The 18478-nt window shown below is 73.5% G+C and carries 7 protein-coding genes; all 7 read right to left on the bottom strand.

All coding sequences use genetic code 11. The annotated features are described in order from the left end of the window. Window positions 1-12: 12 nt before the first annotated feature. A complete protein-coding gene (locus JOF41_RS14605) occupies window positions 13-2799 on the bottom strand; it encodes a non-ribosomal peptide synthetase (RefSeq protein WP_209619525.1) in 2787 nt (928 codons plus the stop codon). After that, a complete protein-coding gene (locus JOF41_RS14610) occupies window positions 2799-10832 on the bottom strand; it encodes a non-ribosomal peptide synthetase (RefSeq protein ID WP_209619528.1) in 8034 nt (2677 codons plus the stop codon). Before JOF41_RS14610 ends, JOF41_RS14605 begins: the two co-directional genes overlap by 1 nt. Further along, window positions 10829-15841, bottom strand: coding sequence for a non-ribosomal peptide synthetase (locus tag JOF41_RS14615; protein WP_209619530.1), 5013 nt, complete (start codon window positions 15839-15841; stop codon window positions 10829-10831). Before JOF41_RS14615 ends, JOF41_RS14610 begins: the two co-directional genes overlap by 4 nt. Window positions 15842-15940: 99 nt before the next feature. Then, window positions 15941-16153 carry an MbtH family protein gene (locus JOF41_RS14620; RefSeq protein ID WP_189227231.1) on the bottom strand — a complete coding sequence of 71 codons (213 nt, stop codon included), beginning with the start codon at window positions 16151-16153 and terminating at the stop codon, window positions 15941-15943. 10 nt (window positions 16154-16163) lie between these two features. Then, a complete protein-coding gene (gene sbnB, locus JOF41_RS14625) occupies window positions 16164-17159 on the bottom strand; it encodes a 2,3-diaminopropionate biosynthesis protein SbnB (protein ID WP_189227232.1) in 996 nt (331 codons plus the stop codon). Next, on the bottom strand, window positions 17153-18229 hold the full coding sequence (sbnA, locus tag JOF41_RS14630) for a 2,3-diaminopropionate biosynthesis protein SbnA (RefSeq protein WP_209619532.1): 1077 nt from the start codon (window positions 18227-18229) through the stop codon (window positions 17153-17155). Before sbnA ends, sbnB begins: the two co-directional genes overlap by 7 nt. Further along, window positions 18226-18477 carry an acyl carrier protein gene (locus tag JOF41_RS37040; RefSeq protein WP_189227234.1) on the bottom strand — a complete coding sequence of 84 codons (252 nt, stop codon included), beginning with the start codon at window positions 18475-18477 and terminating at the stop codon, window positions 18226-18228. The genes sbnA and JOF41_RS37040 overlap by 4 nt, the downstream gene beginning before the upstream one ends. Between the last annotated feature and the right edge of the window lies 1 nt (window position 18478).

Raw genomic sequence — 18478 nt, forward strand, 5'->3', positions numbered from 1 at the left:
TCCGTAGGGGTGTCAGTACTCGTGCGCGGTGGTCAGGCCCGCGCCGAGCCCGTCGACGAGCTGCGCGGCGTGGGTGGCGACGAACTTGTGCGCCTCGCGGCCGGAGTCGGAGTTGGTCAGCACGACCAGGCCGCTGCCCGCCCGCAGCCTGCTCAGCGTCACCGCGCGGTAGCCGGGTGACTCGCCGACGTGCCCGTACTCCAGGTCGGCCCCGGTGGGGTCGACCGAGGTGCCCAGCCCGAACAGGCTGCCGGGGTGGGCCACGGTCAGCATCTGCTCCGCCGTCTCGCGGGTCAACACCCTTGGCGAGCCGCCCAGGTGCGCCTCGCGGATCTCCACGGCCACGCGGGCCAGGTCCGAGGCCGTGGTCCACAGGCCGGCGGCGGCTTGCGTGGAGCGGTTGCGCCAGCCGCCGTCGAGCACCGCGCCGTCGGCGTCGTGGCCGAGGGCGACCGGCAGCCCGGAGGTCTCCGGGTGGGCGAAGTCGTAGCTGCTGCTGTCCATGCCCAGCGGGCGCAGCACCAGCTCGGCCATCAGCTCGGCGAACCCGACGCCCACCACGTCGACCAGGACCTGCTGCAGCACCGCGGAGTGCGTGTTGTGCTTGACGAAGTCCCGTCCGGGGACTCCCTCGACGAACACGCGCGGTGGTTCGGCCGGGGGTGTGCCCTGCAGCAGGTCCAGGACGGTCGGCATCTCCGCGGAGCGGGGGAAGGACTCGTTGGAGGTCACCGACAGTCCGGAGAGGTTGGCCATCAGCAGCCGGGGGGTGACCCTCTCCGAATCCTCGCGGGCGTAGGGAACCCGCCACGACGTCAGGTACTCGTTGACGTCGGTGTCCAGGTCCAGCCGCCCTTCACCGACCAGCCGCAGCACGGCCAGCGCGGTGACGTGCTTGCTGATCGACCCGACTTGGAACAGCGCGTCGGGTGTGGTGGGCGCCCCTCCGGGGGTGAGGGCGCCGTAGGTGTGCGCGGCGACGAGCCCGCCACCGTTGATCACGGCGATGCTGACCGCCGGGATGCCGTGCTCGGCCATCACCGGCTCCGGCGACGACAGGCCGCGCCGTGCGGTGTGGCCGTCCAGCTGCCGCCCCAGCTCGGCGATCGTGTCGTGCTGGTAGAGCGTGGCCAGCGAAAGCGACACGCCCGCTTCCTGCGCCACGGCCAGGAATTTCACCACGCGCGTGGAGTCGCCGCCCAGGTCGAAGAACCGGTCGTCGCGGCCGATCCGCGTCACGCCGAGCACCTCCTGCCACAGCGCGGCCAGCTTCCGCTCGGTGGCCGTGGCGGGCTCCTGGTAGGGCCTGCCCGCCGCGGTGGCGTCGCGGTCGGGCGCGGGCAGCGCGCCGCGGTTGACCTTGCCCGCCGTGCTCAGCGGGAACTCCGGCAGCGACACGAACGCCGAGGGCACCATGTAGGCGGGCAGCGACTCGCCCAGGAAGGCCGCCAGGTCCGCCGGGTCGGCGGTGGCGTCCGCCGCGGGCACCACGTACCCGACGAGCGCCTTCTCGCCCTCGCCGAGGTCCCTGGCCACCACCACCGCGTCGGCCACCGCCGGGTGCTTGAGCAGCCCGGCCTCGATCTCGCCCAGCTCGACGCGGTGGCCGCGCACCTTCACCTGGTGGTCGGCCCGGCCCAGGAACTCCAGGCCGCCGTCGGCGGTGAACCGGGCCAGGTCGCCGGTGCGGTACATCCGCCCGCCCGCCCGTGGGCCGAAGGGTTCGGGCAGGAACCGCTCGGCGGTCAGCGCCGGGCGGCCCGCGTACCCCCGCGCCACGCCGTCGCCCGCGATGTAGAGCTCGCCGGTCACGCCGACCGGCAGCCGCCTGCCCCGCGCGTCCAGGACGTAGAGGCGGGTGTTGGCGATCGGCCTGCCGATGCGCACGTGCTCGACGGGGTCGGGCACCGGCCAACTGGTGGACCAGATGGTGGTCTCGGTCGGGCCGTAGACGTTGACCAGGCGGCCGACCGCGGGCCGCAGCCGCCGGGCCAGCGTGGCGGGCAGTTCCTCACCGCCGACCAGCGCGACCACGTCCGGTCGCGCGAAGCCCGCGGCCAGCAGCAGCTTCCACCCCGACGGGGTGGCCTGCACGTGGGTGGCGGAGTGCTTGTCCACCAGCTCCAGCAGCCGGGGGCCGTCCGCGGCCTGCTCCTCGTCCGCCAGCACCACCCGGCCGCCGGTGGTCAGCGGCAGGTGCAGCTCCAGCCCCGAGATGTCGAACGACACCGCGGTGGAGGCCAGCCAGGCGTGCGCGGGCTCGGCGTCGAGCAGCCTGCCCATCGACTTGAGCAGGTTGATCAGCGCGCCGTGGGAGATCTGCACGCCCTTGGGCTCGCCGGTGGACCCGGACGTGAACATCACGTACGCCAGGTCCGCCCGCTCCCCCGGCACCCGCACCCGCTCGGCGCCCGCCAGGTCCTCCGACCGCACGCGAGGGCCGTCGAACACGCCGTCCAGCCGGTCGGCCAGCACACCGCCGGTGACCACCGCGCGGGCCTGGGCCGTGGCCAGGACGCGGCCGATCCGCTCGGCGGGGGTCGCGGCGGTCAGCGGCACGTACGCGCCGCCCGCCTTCCACACGCCCAGCATCGCGGCGGGCAGGTCCGGGCCGCGCGCCAGCAGCAGGCCCACCGCGTCACCGCGGCGCACGCCCGCCGCGCGCAGCAGGGTCGCGTAGCGGTCGGCCAGCAGGTCCAGCTCGGCGTAGGTCTGCTCCACGCCGTCGAAGACCAGCGCCACCGCGTCGGGGGTGACCGCCGCCTGCTCCTCGAACAGGTCCAGCACTCGGTTCGCCATCACCACTCCACCGCGGTGTCGTTCCAGTCGTCGGTCGGGTTCGTGCCGTCGGCCGGGTGCTCGGCGGCGGGGTCGCCGTCCGGGTCCGCGGCCATCGCCTCCAGCACCCCTCGGTACATCAGGGCCAGCCGCTCGCCGTTGGCCCGGCTCAGGAAAGCCGGGTCGGCGGTGAGCGCGAGGTGACCGGGCACGGTGGACACCGCCAGCGGGAACTCGTTGGCCCCCTCGCCCGCGCCCTCGCCGACGCCGGTGCCGTCGGCCAGGTCGGTCTCCGCGGCGTCGAAGTCCCGGTAGCTGAACATGACCTCCAGCATCCGGCCGGGTCCGGCGTGCGCGGCGATGGCGGGCATGGGCAGGGCGCGGTGCGCCCACAGCTCGCTCTCCGTGTCGAACACCCCGCGCACCAGCTCGCGCCACGTGCGCGCGCGCCCGTCGTGCGGGAAGGGCACCGTGTTGAGGTACATGCCGGGCACCCGCTCGGCGCCCTCGGCCTCGGGGCGGGCGCTGCACACGTACCCGGTGTAGAACGCGGGCTCGAAGGCCAGCCTGCCCAGCACCGCCAGGTGCGCGCCGAGCAGCACGCTCTTGAGCGACGCGCCCGCCGCCTCGGCCAGCCGCGTCAAGCCCTCACGCAGGTCGCCGAAGGCCACCGGCAGCACGTAGCCGGGGCCCGCCTGCCCGCCCCAGCCGTCGGGCAGGGTGAACCGGGGGCGGCTGGTGACCACGGACTTCCAGTAGCGGTTGGTGTCCGCCGACTCCAGCGCGGCCAGCTCGGCGGCGATGAAGTCGGCGTAGCGCACGCGCGGCAGCGGCGCCGGGTCGGGCCGCCGTCCGGCGCGCAGCGCCCGGTAGTGCTCCAGCAGCTCGGAGACCAGCAGCCGCTGGCTCCAGCCCTCGGTGATCGCGTGGCACACGGTCACCGACAGCCACCAGCTCCGGTCGCTGTCGACGTGCACGGTGATCCGCTGCAGCGGCGCGGCGACGAGGTCGAACGGAGTGGCCCGCTCCCGCGCGGTGAACTCGCGCAGGGTCCGGCCGAGCCCGTCCTCGTCGAGGTGGCGCACGTCGTGCACCTCCAGCGCCATCTCGGCGCGCTCGTGCACCAGTTGCAGGGGTGCCGAGAAGCCCTGGAGGTGGATGGCGGTGCGCAGCACCTCGTGCCGGTCGACCAGGATCCGCACGGCTTCCCGCATGGCGTCCGCGGCGAAGGGCTCGTCATCGTGGACGCGGAACGAGGTGCAGTTGTGGTACCGGTTCACGCTGGGGTCGGACAGCATCTCGACGACCATGCCCAGCTGCACCCGCGACAGCGGGTAGGCGTCGGCGAGCCCGGTGGGCAGCGCGGCGCGGTCGGCGTCGGAGATCAGCTCGAACGGGGCCGCGAAGCGCTCCTCCGCCTGAGCGGACTGGCCGGAGACGGCCTCGGCCAGTGCGGCGATCGTGCGGTGCTTGAAAACGTCCTGCACACCGACGTCCACACCCGCCGCACGCAACGCACCCACCACCGCCACAGCACGAATCGAATGCCCGCCAATGGCGAAGAAGTTGTCGTGCACGCCGACATCCGGCCGGTCCAGCACCTTGCGCCAGACCTCCGCGATCCTCACCTCCAGCTCCGAACGCGGCTTGCCCGCCGACTGGCCGGAGACGGCCTCGGCCAGTGCGGCGATCGTGCGGTGCTTGAAAACGTCCTGCACACCGACGTCCACACCCGCCGCACGCAACGCACCCACCACCGCCACAGCACGAATCGAATGCCCGCCGATGGCGAAGAAGTTGTCGTGCACGCCCACTTCCGGCCGGTCCAGCACCTTGCGCCAGACCTCGGCTATCCGCTCCTCCAGCTCCGAACGCGGCGCGGCCGATTCCTCCACAGTGGACGCGCCGTCCGGCGCGGGCAGGGCGCGGCGGTCGATCTTCCCGTTGGCGTTCAGGGGAATCGATGGCACCCGCACCACCAGCGAGGGCACCATGTACTCCGGCAGCTTCTCCCCGCAGTGCCGCAACAGCTCCTGCGTCCCCTCGTCGCTGACCACGTAGGCGATCAGCCGGACGTCGGCGCCGCCGTGCGCGATGACCGCCGCGTCCTGCACGGCGGGGTGCTCGACCAGCACGGCGCGGACCTCGCCCGGCTCCACCCGGTAGCCGCGGATCTTGACCTGGTCGTCCACCCGGCCGACGAACTCCACGTTGCCGTCGGGCAGCCGCCGCACCAGGTCACCGGTGCGGTAGAGCCTGCCCTCCCCGAAGGGGTCGGGCACGAACCGCTCCGCGGTCATGGCGGGCTGCCCGACGTAGCCGCGCGCCACGCCGGTGCCGCCGACGTACAGCTCGCCGAGAACACCGATCGGCACGGCGTGCATCCGCGCGTCGAGCACGTACATCGACATGCCCGGCAGCGGGAGGCCGATGGGCAGCACGTCGGTCGTCGGCTCGGCCACGACCGGGAAGACGCTCGTGCCGACGGACGCCTCGGTGGGGCCGTACTCGTTGATCAGCCTGCTGCGCGGGGAGATCTCCCGCCACCGCCGCACGGTGGTGCGGCTGAGCGGTTCGCCCGCCACCACCAGCACGTCGGCCAGCTCGGTGCCCACCGGCACCTGCGAGGCGATCACGTCCAGGTGGCCGGGGGTCAGCTTGATGAAGCCGAACGGCCCCGCCTCCACCAGCAGCGCGCCCAGGTCGGCCAGGTCCAGGTCCTGCGGCAGGAACGCCACCCGCTCCCCGGTCACCAGCGGCGCGTACAGGTTGGGCACCACCAGGTCGAAGGCCACCGAGGAGAACAGCGGCGCGCCGCCGGGACCGGACAGCTCGGCCGCCGCCCAGCGCACGTGGTTGGCCAGGCCGCGGTGGCTGACCAGCACGCCCTTGGGGCGCCCGGTGGAGCCGGAGGTGAAGATGGCGTACGCCGCCGCGTCCAGGTCGTTGACCACCGGCGGCTTGGTGTCCGGTCGGGTGTCGATGACCGCGCGGAAGGTGTCGAGCACCACCAGCGGCACGTCCACGGCGAACCGGTCGCTGTAGCGGGCCTGGGTCACCACCAGCGGGGCGCCCGCGTCGGCCAGGATCGCGGCCAGCCGGTCGGCGGGCTGGGAGGGGTCGGCGGGCACGTAGGCCCCGCCCGCCTTCCAGGTCGCCAGCAGCGCGGTGATCAGGTCCGGTCCGCGGTCGACCAGCACGCCGACCGCGGTCTCCGCGCGCACGCCCTGCGCCCGCAGGTGGTGGGCCAGCCGGTTGGCCCGCCGGTCCAACTCGGCGTAGGTCACCCGGTCGTCGCCGCAGGTGACCGCGACGGCGTCGGGCGTGCGGGCCGCCTGGGCCTCGAACGCCTCCAGCACGGTGCCGGTGAAGCCGTCCACGTCGGCGGTGGGCTGGTGCAGCACCCGCTCGCGCTCGGCGGCGGGCAGCCGGACCTCGCGCGGGTCGCCGTCGGCGTCCTCGGCCATGGCCAGCAGCACGGCCCGGTACATGCCGCCGATGCGCTCGACGTTGGCGCGGCTGAGCTGCCTGCTGTCGGCCATCAGGAACACGTGCCCCAGCCGGACCAGCACGGCCAGCGGGAACTCGGTCGGGCTGTCGTCGACGCTGGCGGCGTAGTCGACCAGGCCGCGGTCGACCATGGTGAAGTCGTGGTAGCTGAACCGCACGTCCAGCAGCCGCTCGCCGTCGGCCAGCTCCTGCTGGATGACCGGCATCGGGAACCGGCGGTGCGGCCACAGCGCGGCTTCCTGCTCGAACACCGAGCGCACCAGGTCCCGCCACGTGGTTGCGCTGCGGTCGTGGCTGAAGGGCAGGCTGTTGAGGAACATGCCGTAGACCCGCTCGGCGCCCTCGACCTCGGGCCTGCCGTGCAGCACCAGCCCGCTGAGGAAGCTCTCCTGGTCGGTCAGCTGGCCCAGCACGGTGAAGTGGGCGGCCAGCAGCACGCTCTTCATCGACGCGCCCGCGCTGCCCGCCAGCTCGCGCAGCCGGGGCTCCAGGTCGGTGAACGGCACCGGGTGCGAGATCGCCTCGCGCTCGCCATCGGGCTCGCCCCACCCCGTCGGCAGGGCGAACTTCGGGTGCCGGTCCACCACGGCCTGCCAGTGGGCGCGGTCCTCGGCCGACTCCAGCGCCGCCAGCTCGGCCGCGATGAAGTCGGCGAAGCGCAGCGCGGGCGGCTCGACCGGCTCGGTCGCGCCGGTGTCGCGCAGCTGCCGGTAGCAGTCCAGCACGTCCATCAGCAGGGTGTGGTGGCTCCAGCCCTCGATGACCGCGTGGCACTCGGTGATGGTCAGCCACCAGGCGTCGCCGTCGCACTCGTGGGCGTGCAGCCGCACCAGCGACGGACGGCGCAGGTCGAACGGCTCGGCCCGCTCCACCGCGGTGAACTCGCGGATCGCGGCGTGCACCGACTCGTCGTCCAGGCCGGTGAGGTCCTGGTGGCCCACGGCCATCGCCGCGTCGGCGACCACGAACTGCATCGGCACGGAGTAGCGGTCCAGGTCGATGCCGGTGCGCAGCACCTCGTGCCGCGCGCTGACCACCCGCGCCGCCTCGCGCAGCGCCGCCAGGTCCAGCGGCCGGTCGTCGCGGACGCGGAAGGAGGTGACGTTGTGGTAGGCCAGCAGGTCGCCGGAGGTCAGCATCTCCACGACCATGCCGGTCTGCACCCGTGACAGCGGGTAGGCGTCGACCGCCTCCTTCGGCAACCTGGCCCGGTCCTCGGCGGTGATCAGCTCGAACGGCGCCACGCGGCGCTCGTGCGCGAGCTCCTCGCGGGACTCCAGCAGCGCGGCCAGGCCCGCCACCGAGCGGTGGTCGAACACGTCGCGCACGGTCACGTCCACGTTGGCCGCGCGCAGCCTGCCCACCAGGGCGACGGCGGACATGGAGTTGCCGCCGAGGTCGAAGAAGCTGTCGTGCGCGCCGACGCCCGCCACGCCCAGCAGGTCGGCGAACAGCGCCGCGACGCGCTGCTCGGCGGGACCGTCCGGGGCGACGTAGTCGGCCTTGGCCAGCGCGTCGTCGGTGGGCGCGGGCAGGGCGCGCTTGTCGAGCTTGCCGTTGTTGGTCAACGGCAAGCGGTCCAGCACGACCACCGCCGAGGGCACCATGTACTCGGGCAGGTGGGCCGCCACGTGCTCGCGCAGCTCGCGCGGCGCGGGTTCGGCTCCGGGCTCGATTCCGGGCTCGGGCACCACGTAGCCGACGATGCGCCGGTCGCCCGGCACGTCCTCGCGCAGCAGCACCGCGGCATCGCGCACGCCCGCCGCGTCCGCCAGCACGCTCTCGATCTCGCCCAGCTCGATCCGGAAGCCGCGCAGCTTGATCTGGTCGTCGATGCGGCCCAGGAACTCCAGGCTCCCGTCGGCCCGACGCCGCGCCAGATCACCACTGCGGTACAACCGCGCTCCCGGCTCACCGCCGAACGGATCGGGCACGAACCGCTCCGCCGTGAGCGCGGGCCGGTTCCAGTACCCCACCGCCACACCCGGCCCACCCACGTGGATCTCCCCCGGCACACCCACCGGAACCAACCGGCCGTGCCGGTCCAACAAGTGGATGCGCAAGTCGGCCAGGGGCCTGCCGATGGGGTTCAGCCAGCCGTTGGCCACGTCGGCGTCGGTCACCTCGTAGTAGGTGGAGTGCACGGTCGTCTCGGTGATGCCGTACATGTTCACCAGCTTCGGCGCCGCGGTACCGAACCGGTCCACCCACGGCCGCAGCTCGGCCATCTCCAGCTTCTCGCCCGCGAACACCACGGCGCGCAGGCACAACGACGCCAACCGGTCGTCGTCCGCCGCGGCCAGGTCCACCAGGCCCTTGAACGCCGAGGGCGTCTGGTTGAGCACCGTCACCCGATGCTCCACCAGCAGATCAAGGAACTCGTCCGGCGACCGCGTCACCGACTGCGGCACCACCACCAGCTTGCCGCCGTACAGCAGCGAACCCCACAGCTCCCACACCGAGACGTCGAAGGCGTATGAGTGGAACAGCGGCCACACGTCCGACGGGCCGAACTGGTAGTGCCGGTGCCCGCACAGCATCAACCGCAGCACGTTGCGGTGGGTCAGGCACACGCCCTTGGGGCGTCCGGTCGAACCCGACGTGTAGATCATGTAGATCAGGTCGTCCGGCCCCGAACCGTTGTCCACATCGGACGAGGGCAGGGCGTCGATCTCCGCGGACGCGGCGTCGAGCACCACCTGTGCGCCGTCGGAGAACTCCGAGACGGTTGCCGCGCAAGAGGTGTCGGTGACCACGACGGAGACGCCGGCGTCCTCGACCATGAACCGCAGCCGGTCCACCGGCACCGCCGGGTCCAGCGGCAGGTACGCCGCGCCCGCCTTGAGCACGCCCAGCAGCGCCACCACGACGTCAGCCGAACGCGGCAGGCAGACGCCCACCAAGGAACCCGGACGCACGCCGACCGACATCAGGTAGCGGGCCAACCGGTTGGCCCGATGGTCCAAATCCCGGTAGGACAGCACCTCCTCGCCGAAGACGACGGCGGGCGCGTCCGGCGTGGTCGCGGCGCGCTCGGCGAACATCGCGTGCACACCGCGGCCGACCGCGAACCCCGGATCGGAACCGCGGTCCAGCAGCAGTTCCCGCTCCGCGGGCCCGACGAACTCCAGCTCCGACAGCCGCGCGGCGGGGTTGCCGGTCACCGCGCCCAGCAGCCCGAGGTAGTGCTCGCCCAGCCGCTCGACGGTGGCGCGGTCGAACAGCGCCGCGGCGAACTCCACCTCCAGCCGCATGGAGCCGTCGCGGCGCTGCTTGACCAGCGCGGTCAGGTCGAACCGGGACACCTGCGAGGGCAGCTCCAGCGCCTGCACGTCCAGGCCGGGCAGCGAGAACAGGTCGTCCTGGGCCTCGTGCGCGGTGAAGGCGACCTGGAACAGCGGCGTGCGCGACATGTCGCGCTGCGGCTGGACCTCGTCCACCAGGCGGGCGAAGGGCACCTCCTGGTGGTCGAACGCCTCGTGCACCGCGGTGCGGGTGTCGGCCAGCAGTTCGGTGAAGGTGGTGTCGCCCTCCCAGCGGGTGCGCACCACCAGGCTGTTGACGCCGTAGCCGATCAGCCGCTGCAGCTCCGGCCGGAACCGGCCGGAGACCACGGTGCCCACCGGGATGTCGGTCTTGCCGGTCCAGCGCGCCAGCAGCGCCTGGAACGCCGACAGCAGCACCACGTACTCGGTGGCGCTGTGCTCGCGGGCCAGCCGCCGGACGCCGTCGGCCAGCTCGGCGGGCACCTCCAGCGACACCACGTCGCCGCGCCAGTCGCGGGTGGCGGGCCGGGGCCGGTCCAGCGGCAGCTCGACCGGCTCCAGTTCGTGCAGCTGCTTGACCCAGTAGTCCAGGTGCCTGCGGTGGGCGATCTCGGAGCGGCCGCGCTCCCACGAGGCGTAGTCGGCGAACTGCACGGCGGGTGGCTGGACCGGGGGCGCGTCGGCGGGCCGCCCGCCCGCCACCGCCGCCCGGTAGCCCTCGCGCAGCTCGTCCGCGAACACGCCGGTGGACCAGGCGTCCCACGCGATGTGGTGGAACACCGCCACCAGCACGTGCACGTCGTCGGAGACCCGCACCAGGCTGGCCCTGGCGGGCCACTCGCGCTCCAGGTCGAACCCGGTGCTCGACTCGCGCTCGACGTGCTCCAGCACCGCCACGGGGTTGCCGTGCACGTCGACCACGGGCAGCTCGACGTCGGCGGGCTGGTCGACCACCTGGCGGGGCAGGTCGTCGACCAGTTCGTAACGGGTGCGCAGGATCTCGTGCCGGGCCAGCACCTGCCGCCACGACTGGCCGAGGGCGGCCACGTCCAGCGGGCCCTTGATGCGCAGCGCCAGCGGGATGAGGTACTCCGCGCTGCCGGGGTCGAGCCTGGTGAGGAACCACATCTGCTGCTGGCCGAAGGACAGCGGCAGCGGCCGGGACCGGTCGGCTGGTTCGATGGCCGCGCGGCGGGCCGCCCGCCCGCCCGCCAGCCTGCGCCGGACCAGCTCCTCGCGGTCGGCCTCGACCGCGGTCCCGATCTCGCTCGTCGTCACGACGTGTACCCCCTGCTCTCCAACGAATGCGTGCGGACCTCGGCCTCGGACAGCCGGGCGACCTCGGCCCGGATCGCGGCCTCCACGGCCTCGGCGAGCCTGGCCACGGTGGCGTGCTCGAACACCTGCCGGACGGTGAAGTCGAGGTCGAACTCCTCCTCCACCAGCGAGGTGAGCCGCACCGCCAGGATCGAGTTGCCGCCGAGGTCGAAGAAGCTGTCGTGCGCGCCGACCTCCGGCACGCCCAGCAGGTCGGCGAACAGCGCCGCGAGGCGCTCCTGCGCCGCACCGCTCGGCGCGGTGTAGTCGGCCTTGGCCAGCGCGTCGTCGGTGGGCGCGGGCAGGGCGCGCTTGTCGAGCTTGCCGTTGTTGGTCAACGGCATCCGGTCGAGCACCACGACGGCGGAGGGCACCATGTACTCGGGCAGGGCCGTCAGCAGGTGCTCGCGCAGCTCGCGCGGCGACAGCTCGATTCCGGGCTCGGGCACCACGTAGCCGACGATGCGCCGGTCGCCCGGCACGTCCTCGCGCAGCAGCACCGCGGCGTCGTTGACACCCGTGTGCCCGACCAGCAGCAGTTGGATCTCGCCCAGTTCGATCCGGTAGCCGCGCAGCTTGATCTGGTCGTCGATGCGGCCCAGGAACTCCAGGCTCCCGTCGGCCCGACGCCTGGCGAGGTCACCGCTGCGGTACAAGCGCGCTCCCGGCTCACCGCCGAACGGATCGGGCACGAACCGCTCCGCCGTGAGCGCGGGCCGGTTCCAGTACCCCACCGCCACACCCGGACCACCCACGTGGATCTCCCCCGGCACACCCACCGGAACCAACCGGCCGTGCCGGTCCAACAAGTGGATGCGCAGGTCGGACAACGGTGTTCCGATCGGGTTCAGCCAGCCGTCGGCAACGTCCACATCGGACACCTCGTGGTAGGTGGAGTGCACGGTCGTCTCGGTGATGCCGTACATGTTCACCAGCTTCGGCGCCGCGGTACCGAACCGGTCCACCCACGGCCGCAACTCGGCCATCTCCAGCTTCTCCCCGCCGAACGTGACCGCGCGCAGCGCCAGGTCCGCCAGCCTCGGGTCGTCGGTGGACGCCAGGTCCACCAGGCCCTTGAACGCCGAAGGCGTCTGGTTGAGCACCGTCACCCGGTGCTCCACCAGCAGGTCCAGGAACTCGTCCGGCGACCGCGTCACCGACTGCGGCACCACCACCAGCTTGCCGCCGTACAGCAGCGCGCCCCACAGCTCCCACACCGACATGTCGAAGGCGTAGGAGTGGAACAGCGTCAGCACGTCCGACCGCCCGAAGGCATAGTCGCCCTGGCAGCTGTGGAACAGCCGAGCCACGTTGCGGTGGGTCAGGTAAACACCCTTGGGGCGTCCGGTCGAACCCGACGTGTAGATCATGTAGATCAGGTCGTCCGGACCGGTGCCCGCGTCGATGTCGCTGGTCGGGTAGCCGTCGATGGCCGCGGCCTGGAGCACGTCGTCGAGCAGGACCTGCGCGCCGTCGAAGAACTCCGACACCAGCGGCTCGACCGACAGCTCGCCCAGCACGACCGGCACGGCCGCGTCCTCGGCCATGAACCGCAGGCGCTCGGCGGGCACCGCCGGGTCCAGCGGCAGGTACGCCCCGCCCGCCTTGAGCACGCCGAGCAGCGCCACCACCAGGTTCGCCGATCGCGTCAGGCACACGCCGACCAGCGAGCCCGGCCGCACGCCCATCGACACCAGGTATCGGGCCAGCTGGTTGGCCCGCGCGTTGAGCTGGCGGTAGGTCAGCACCTCGTCGCCGAACACCACCGCGGGCGCGTCCGGTGACATGGCCACGCGCTCGGCGAACATCGCGTGCAGGCCGCGGTCGACCGCGAACCGCTCGCCCTCGCCGCCGTGGAGCAGCAGCGCCCGCTCCCCCGGACCGACGAACTCCAGCGCCGACAGCCGCGCGGTCGGCTCGGCCGCGACCGCGCGCAGCAGGCCCAGGAAGTGCTCGCCGAACCGCTCGACCGTGGACCGGTCGAACAGTGCGGCGGCGAACTCCAGGTAGGCGGTGACACCGCCGTCGCGGCGCCGGTGCGCCAGCACGGTCAGGTCGGTCTTGGCCACCGCCCACGCCTCGGCGAAGGAGTCCACGTCGGCGGTGTGGTCGGCGGTGCCGGTCGCGCCCTCCTCGTGGAAGTCGAAGGCCACCTGGTACAGCGGCGTGCGGGACAGGTCCCGGCGCACCTCCAGCGCGTCGACCACGCGGTCGAACGGCGCCTCCTGGTGCGCGAACGCCTCCCGGCAGACCTCCCGCACGCGCCGCAGCGCCTGCTCGAAGGTGGGGTCGCCGTCCAGGTCGCAGCGCAGCACCACGTTGTTGAGGAAGAACCCGACCAGGTCGGCCACCTCGGGCCGGTCGCGGCCCGCCACCGGGCTGCCCACCGCCACGTCGGACTGGCCGGTGTAACGCGCCAGCAGCACCGCGTAGCAGGTCAGGAAGGTCATGAACGGGGTCGCGCCCTGGCCCCGGCCCAGCTCGACCACCCGCTCGGCCAGGTCGGGCGGCACGTCCAGGGCCACCAGGCCGCCGCGGGCGTCCCGCTCCACCGGCCGGGGCCGGTCCGTGGGCAGCTCCAGCGGGGCCAGGTCCGCCAGCACGCCGCGCCAGTGCGCCAGGTCGCGCTCCACCCGATCGCCGGACAGGTGCCGCCGCTGCCAGACCGCGTAGTCGGCGTACCGCACGGCCAGCGGCGGCAGGTTCGGCTCGCGCCCCGCCCGCTGGGCGGCCAGCAGCTCGCGCAGCTCGCGCTCCAGCACCACCGACGACCAGCCGTCGCAGGCGATGTGGTGGATGGTCAGCAGCAGCAGCGACTCGGTGTCGGACACCGGGGTCAGCAGCGCCCGCCAGACCGGGCCGTCGGCCAGGTCGAAACCCCTGGCCAGCTCCGCCTCCACGTAGTCGAACCGGCCATCGGCGTCCCCGTCGACCACGGTCAGCTCGACCTTGCCCGGCGGGTTGATCCGCTGCACCGGCCTGCCCGCCACCGCGGCGTAGGTGGTGCGCAGCACGTCGTGGCGGGTCTCCAGGGCGTTCAGCGCCGCGGCCACGGCGTCCTCGCCGACCTCGCGGGCAATCCGCAGGAACACCGGGGTGACCCACTCCAGGCTGCCCGGCCGCAACCGGTCGAGGAACCACAGCCGGGTCTGACCGGTGGACAGCGGCGCGCTGGTGGCCTCCGCCTCCGGCACGATCGGCGCGTCCGCCGCGCGGCCCGCGGCCACCAGCCTGGCCTGCTCGCGCACCGTGGGGGTGACGAACAGGTCGGCCAGCCGCACGTCCGCGCCGGTGGTGTCGCGCAGCCGGTTGGCCAGCCCGGTCAGCAGGATCGAGGTGCCGCCGAGCTGGAAGAAGTCGTCGTGGGCGCCGACGCGCTCCACGCCGAGCACCGAACGCCACACCCCGGCGACCGCGCGCTCGGTGTCGTCCGCGGGTTCCTCGTGCTCGGGCCGCGCGGCGCGCGCCGTGGCGTCCACGTCGGGCAGCGCGGTCCGGTCGACCTTGCCGCTGGTGGTCGTCGGCAGCTCGGGCAGCGCCACGAACACCGCGGGCACCAGCGCCTCGGGCAGCCGGGCGCGCAGGAACTCCCGGTGCTCGGCCGCGTCGATCTCCCGGTCGGCGACCACGTAGGCGGCCAGCCGCTTGGGTTCGCGGGTCACCACCACCACCGCGGCGCGCACGTCGGGGTGCGCGGTGAGCGCGGCCTCGACCTCGGCGGGCTCGATCCGCACGCCGTTGACCTTGACCTGGTGGTCGGACCGGCCCAGGTAGTCCAGGGTGCCGTCCTCGCGCAGCCTGCCCAGGTCGCCGGTGCGGTACAGCCGCGCGCCCGGCCTGCCGAACGGGTCGGGCACGAACCGCTCCGCGGTCAGGTCCGGCCTGCCCAGGTAGCCGCGGGCCAACCCCACCCCGCCCAGGTGCAGCTCGCCCGGCACGCCCACCGGCGCGGGCTCGCCGTGCCGGTCCAGCACCAGCACCCGGCCGTGGTCGATGGCCCGGCCGATGGGCACCGGGCCGCTGTGCTGGTCGGGGTCGAACTCGTGGGCGGTGATGTCGATGGAGCACTCGGTGGGCCCGTAGGTGTTCCAGATGGCCGGTCGCACCGCCGCCAGCGCCCGCTGGCACAGCTCGGCGTGCAGCGGCTCGCCCGCGGAGAACAGCAGCCGCAGCGAACCGCAGTCCCGCCAGCCGGGGTCGTCCACCAGCGCACGCAGCACCGTGGGCACCACCTGGAGCACGGTGACCCGGTACTCGGCGATGGTGCGGGTCAGCAGCGCGGGGTCGCGCTCGGCCCCGGTCGGCGCCATCACCACGGTCCCGCCGCTGATCAGCGGCGCGAACACCTCCCAGCAGGCGGCGTCGAATGCCATCGACGTCTTGTGCACGACCCGGTCGGTCTCGGCCAGGCCGTGCGTGCGCACCGTCCAGGACACCCGGTTGGCGATGCCGCCGTGGGTGATCACCACCCCCTTGGGGCGACCGGTCGAGCCCGAGGTGTAGCTGACGTAGGCGGCCTGGTCGGACCGCACCCGCACGCCCCGCCAGTCCCCGTCGTCGTCGCCGAGCCCGTCCAGCAGCAGCGGCTCGCCGCCCGCCTCCCGCACCTTGTCCGCCAGCGACGGCTGGGTCAGCACGGTCCGCGCGCCGGAGTCGGAGAGGGTCCAGGCCAACCGGGTGACCGGGTGCGCGGGTTCCACCGGCAGGTATGCCGCGCCCGCCCGCCACGCGCCCAGCAGCGCCACCGCCAGCTCCGGCCCGCGCTCCAGGCACACGCCGACCACGCTCTCCGGCCCGTGCCCGCGTTCCCGCAGCACCCGCGCCAGCCGGTCGGCGCGGCCGATGAGCTCGCGGTAGGTCAGCGCGCCGCGCTCCGCGAGCACCGCGACGGCGTCGGGTGTGCGGGCGGCCTGCGCGCCGACCAGGTCCGGCAGCGGCCCGAGCACGCTCCCCGGTTGTTTGGCAATCATGGGTTCCCCTCAGTGGTGTGCTCCGGCGGACGCGGTCGGTCGCGGAGTCGAGCGCGCGGTCGGGCGCGGGTTCGGCGCGGTGTCCGGCGGCGGGCCGGGTCAGGACTCGGCGGCGGCCATGCGGCGGCGCAGACCGGCGGGCCGCATGTCGGTCCACACCCGCGCGATGTGGTCCAGGCACTCCTGCTTGGTGCCGGAGTGGCCGTCGCCGCGCCAGCCCGCGGGCAGCGGTCGGTCCGCCCACCAGATCGAGTACTGCTCCTCGTCGTTGAGGACGACGAGGTAGGTCTCCTGGTCGTGCTGCTCGCTCATGGTGTTCCTCTCAGGTGGTGGGTCGGGGCAGGAAGCCCTCGACGGTGGTGCCCAGCCCCCGGTGCGCCGCCTCGTCGCGCACCAGCCGGGCCACGGCCATGTCCAGCGCGCCCAGCCCGAACGGCGAGTAGACCAGCGGCCGGGCCGGGTCTCGGGTGAACCGCACGCGGCCGCGCAGCACCCCGCCGATGGGTGCGTCGATGAACGCCCGGCCGCCGGTGCGCTGCTCGGCCAGGTGCGGCGAGGTGCGCTCCCGGCACACGTGGTCGGCGTCGTCGACCACGTTCTGCGCGGCCAGCACCGCCTCGACGGTCAGGTCGCGCAGCGACACGTGCAGCACGACCGCGCCCGGTCGCGCGGCGCGCAGGTCCAGGTGCGGGGTGCTCGCGGTGGTGGCCAGCGACACCAGCGGGTGCGCGCCCACCGCCCGGTGCGCGTCGTCGACCACCGCCACCGGCAGGTCCAGCTCGTCGGCGGCCCGGCGGGCGAACGCGGCGGCCCGGTCCGGGGACAGGTCGAACGCGGTGACCTCGGCCAGCGACGGCAGGACCGCCCGCAGGAACCGCAGCACCTCGAAGTTGATCGGCCCGCAGCCGATCAGGCCCACGCCCCCGGTGCCGGGCTCGGTGAACTCCCGCGCGGCCAGCGCGGCGCTCGCGGCGGTGCGCTTGGCGGAGATCAGCGAGCCCTCCAGCAGCGCCACCGGCCTGCCGGTGGTCAGCTCGTTGAGCACGACCACCGAGCTGGCGCGGGCCAGCCCCGCCTCGACGTTGGCCGGGAACGAGCTGATCCACTTCATGCCCGCGGCAGGCTGGTCGCCGCCGAGGAAGGCGGGCAGGCCGATGATCCGGTTGCGGGTATCGCCGGGGAAGCGCAGGAACGTGGAGTGCGGTACCGCCGAGCGGCCCTCGTCGTGCAGCTCGTAGGCGGTGCGGACCAGTTCGACCAGGTCTTTCTCGCGGTCGCGCAGGACTTCCGCGACCTCGTCGTGCCCCAGGATCAACACGGGTGGACCTCCGTTGCGGGTACCGCGCCGAAGCGCTCCGCCACCCAGGAGTCGCAGTAGATGGTGTCCAGGTAGCGGTCGCCGGTGTCGGGGAAGATCAGCGCGCAGCGCGCCCCCGGCGGGATGCGGTCGGCGAACTTCTCCAGCGCCGACACCGTCGCCCCGGACGAGCCGCCCGCGAGGATCGCCTCGGTGGCCACGAGCCTGCGGCAGGCGGCCACGCACTCCACGTCGGACACGTGCACCACGTGGTCGGCGGCCCCGGCGTCGTAGAGCGGGGGCCGCAGCGAGGCGCCGTGGCCGGGGATGTGGCGCGGCGCGGGCGCCTGCCCGTCGAAGATGACGCTGCCGACCGCGTCGACACCGACGATGCTGGTCCGCAGGCCGTGGTCGGCCACGTACTGCGCGCAGCCGCGCAGCGTCCCGAACGAGCCCACCGAGCAGAACAGGTAGTCGACCCGCCCGTCCATCGCGTTGGCGATCTCGTGCATGGTCTGCTCGTGCGCCTTGGGGTTGAGCGGGTTGGCGTACTGGTTGGGCCAGCACGCGTGCGGGATGGCCGCCACCAGCTCACGCACCCTGGCCAGCCTGCTGGGCAGGAACTCGCCGGTGCGCGGGTCGGGTTCGGCGACCACGTCCACCTCCGCGCCGTAGGCCCGCAGGATGGACAGCGTCTGCCGGTTGGTCTTGGCGTCGACCACGCACACGAACCGCAGCCCGTAGTAGCGGCAGACCTGGGCCATGCCCACGGCGAGGTTGCCGGAGCTGGACTCCACGACCACCGACCGGCCCGGCACCAGCTCGCCGCTGTCCACCCGACCGCGCACCATGCTCAGCGCCGAGCGGTCCTTGATGCTGCCGCCGGGGTTGAACTGCTCCAGCTTGGCGAAGACCCTGGCGTCCAGGCCGGGCGCGATGCGCGTCAGCTCGACCAGCGGGGTGTTGGCGACGGTGCTCAGCACACCGCCCACGGTGTTCCCGGCGCCCCCGGCCACCGAGGTCAGACCGGGCAGCGAGGCCACCTGGTCGCCCGGCGCCGGGGTCCGGACGGCAGCCAGCAGGTCCGTCATTGCGCGGCGCTGCCCGCGGCCCTGGCTCCGTCCACGAAGGACGCGAGGTCACCGACCGTGCGCAGCTCGGCCAGCACGGAGTCCGGGATGGTCACCTGGAACTCGCGCTCCAGCGCCACCACGAGGTCGACCCGGCTCAGCGAGTCCACCCCCATCTCCTCGAAGTTGGACGACAGCGCGACGTCGCCCTCGTAATCGGGCACCAGGTCCCTGATCAGGGAGGTGGTGACCTGCAGGATGTTGTCCACG

This window comes from Saccharothrix coeruleofusca (assembly GCF_017876325.1).
GTDB lineage: Bacteria > Actinomycetota > Actinomycetes > Mycobacteriales > Pseudonocardiaceae > Actinosynnema > Actinosynnema coeruleofuscum.

Excerpts from the sequence above, each read along its gene's own strand:
- JOF41_RS14615 (WP_209619530.1), bottom strand. The coding sequence starts at position 15,841 with ATGATTGCCAAACAACCGGGGAGCGTGCTCGGGCCGCTGCCGGACCTG.
- sbnA (WP_209619532.1), bottom strand. The coding sequence starts at position 18,229 with ATGACGGACCTGCTGGCTGCCGTCCGGACCCCGGCGCCGGGCGACCAG.
- JOF41_RS14620 (WP_189227231.1), bottom strand. The coding sequence starts at position 16,153 with ATGAGCGAGCAGCACGACCAGGAGACCTACCTCGTCGTCCTCAACGAC.
- JOF41_RS14605 (WP_209619525.1), bottom strand. The coding sequence starts at position 2,799 with ATGGCGAACCGAGTGCTGGACCTGTTCGAGGAGCAGGCGGCGGTCACC.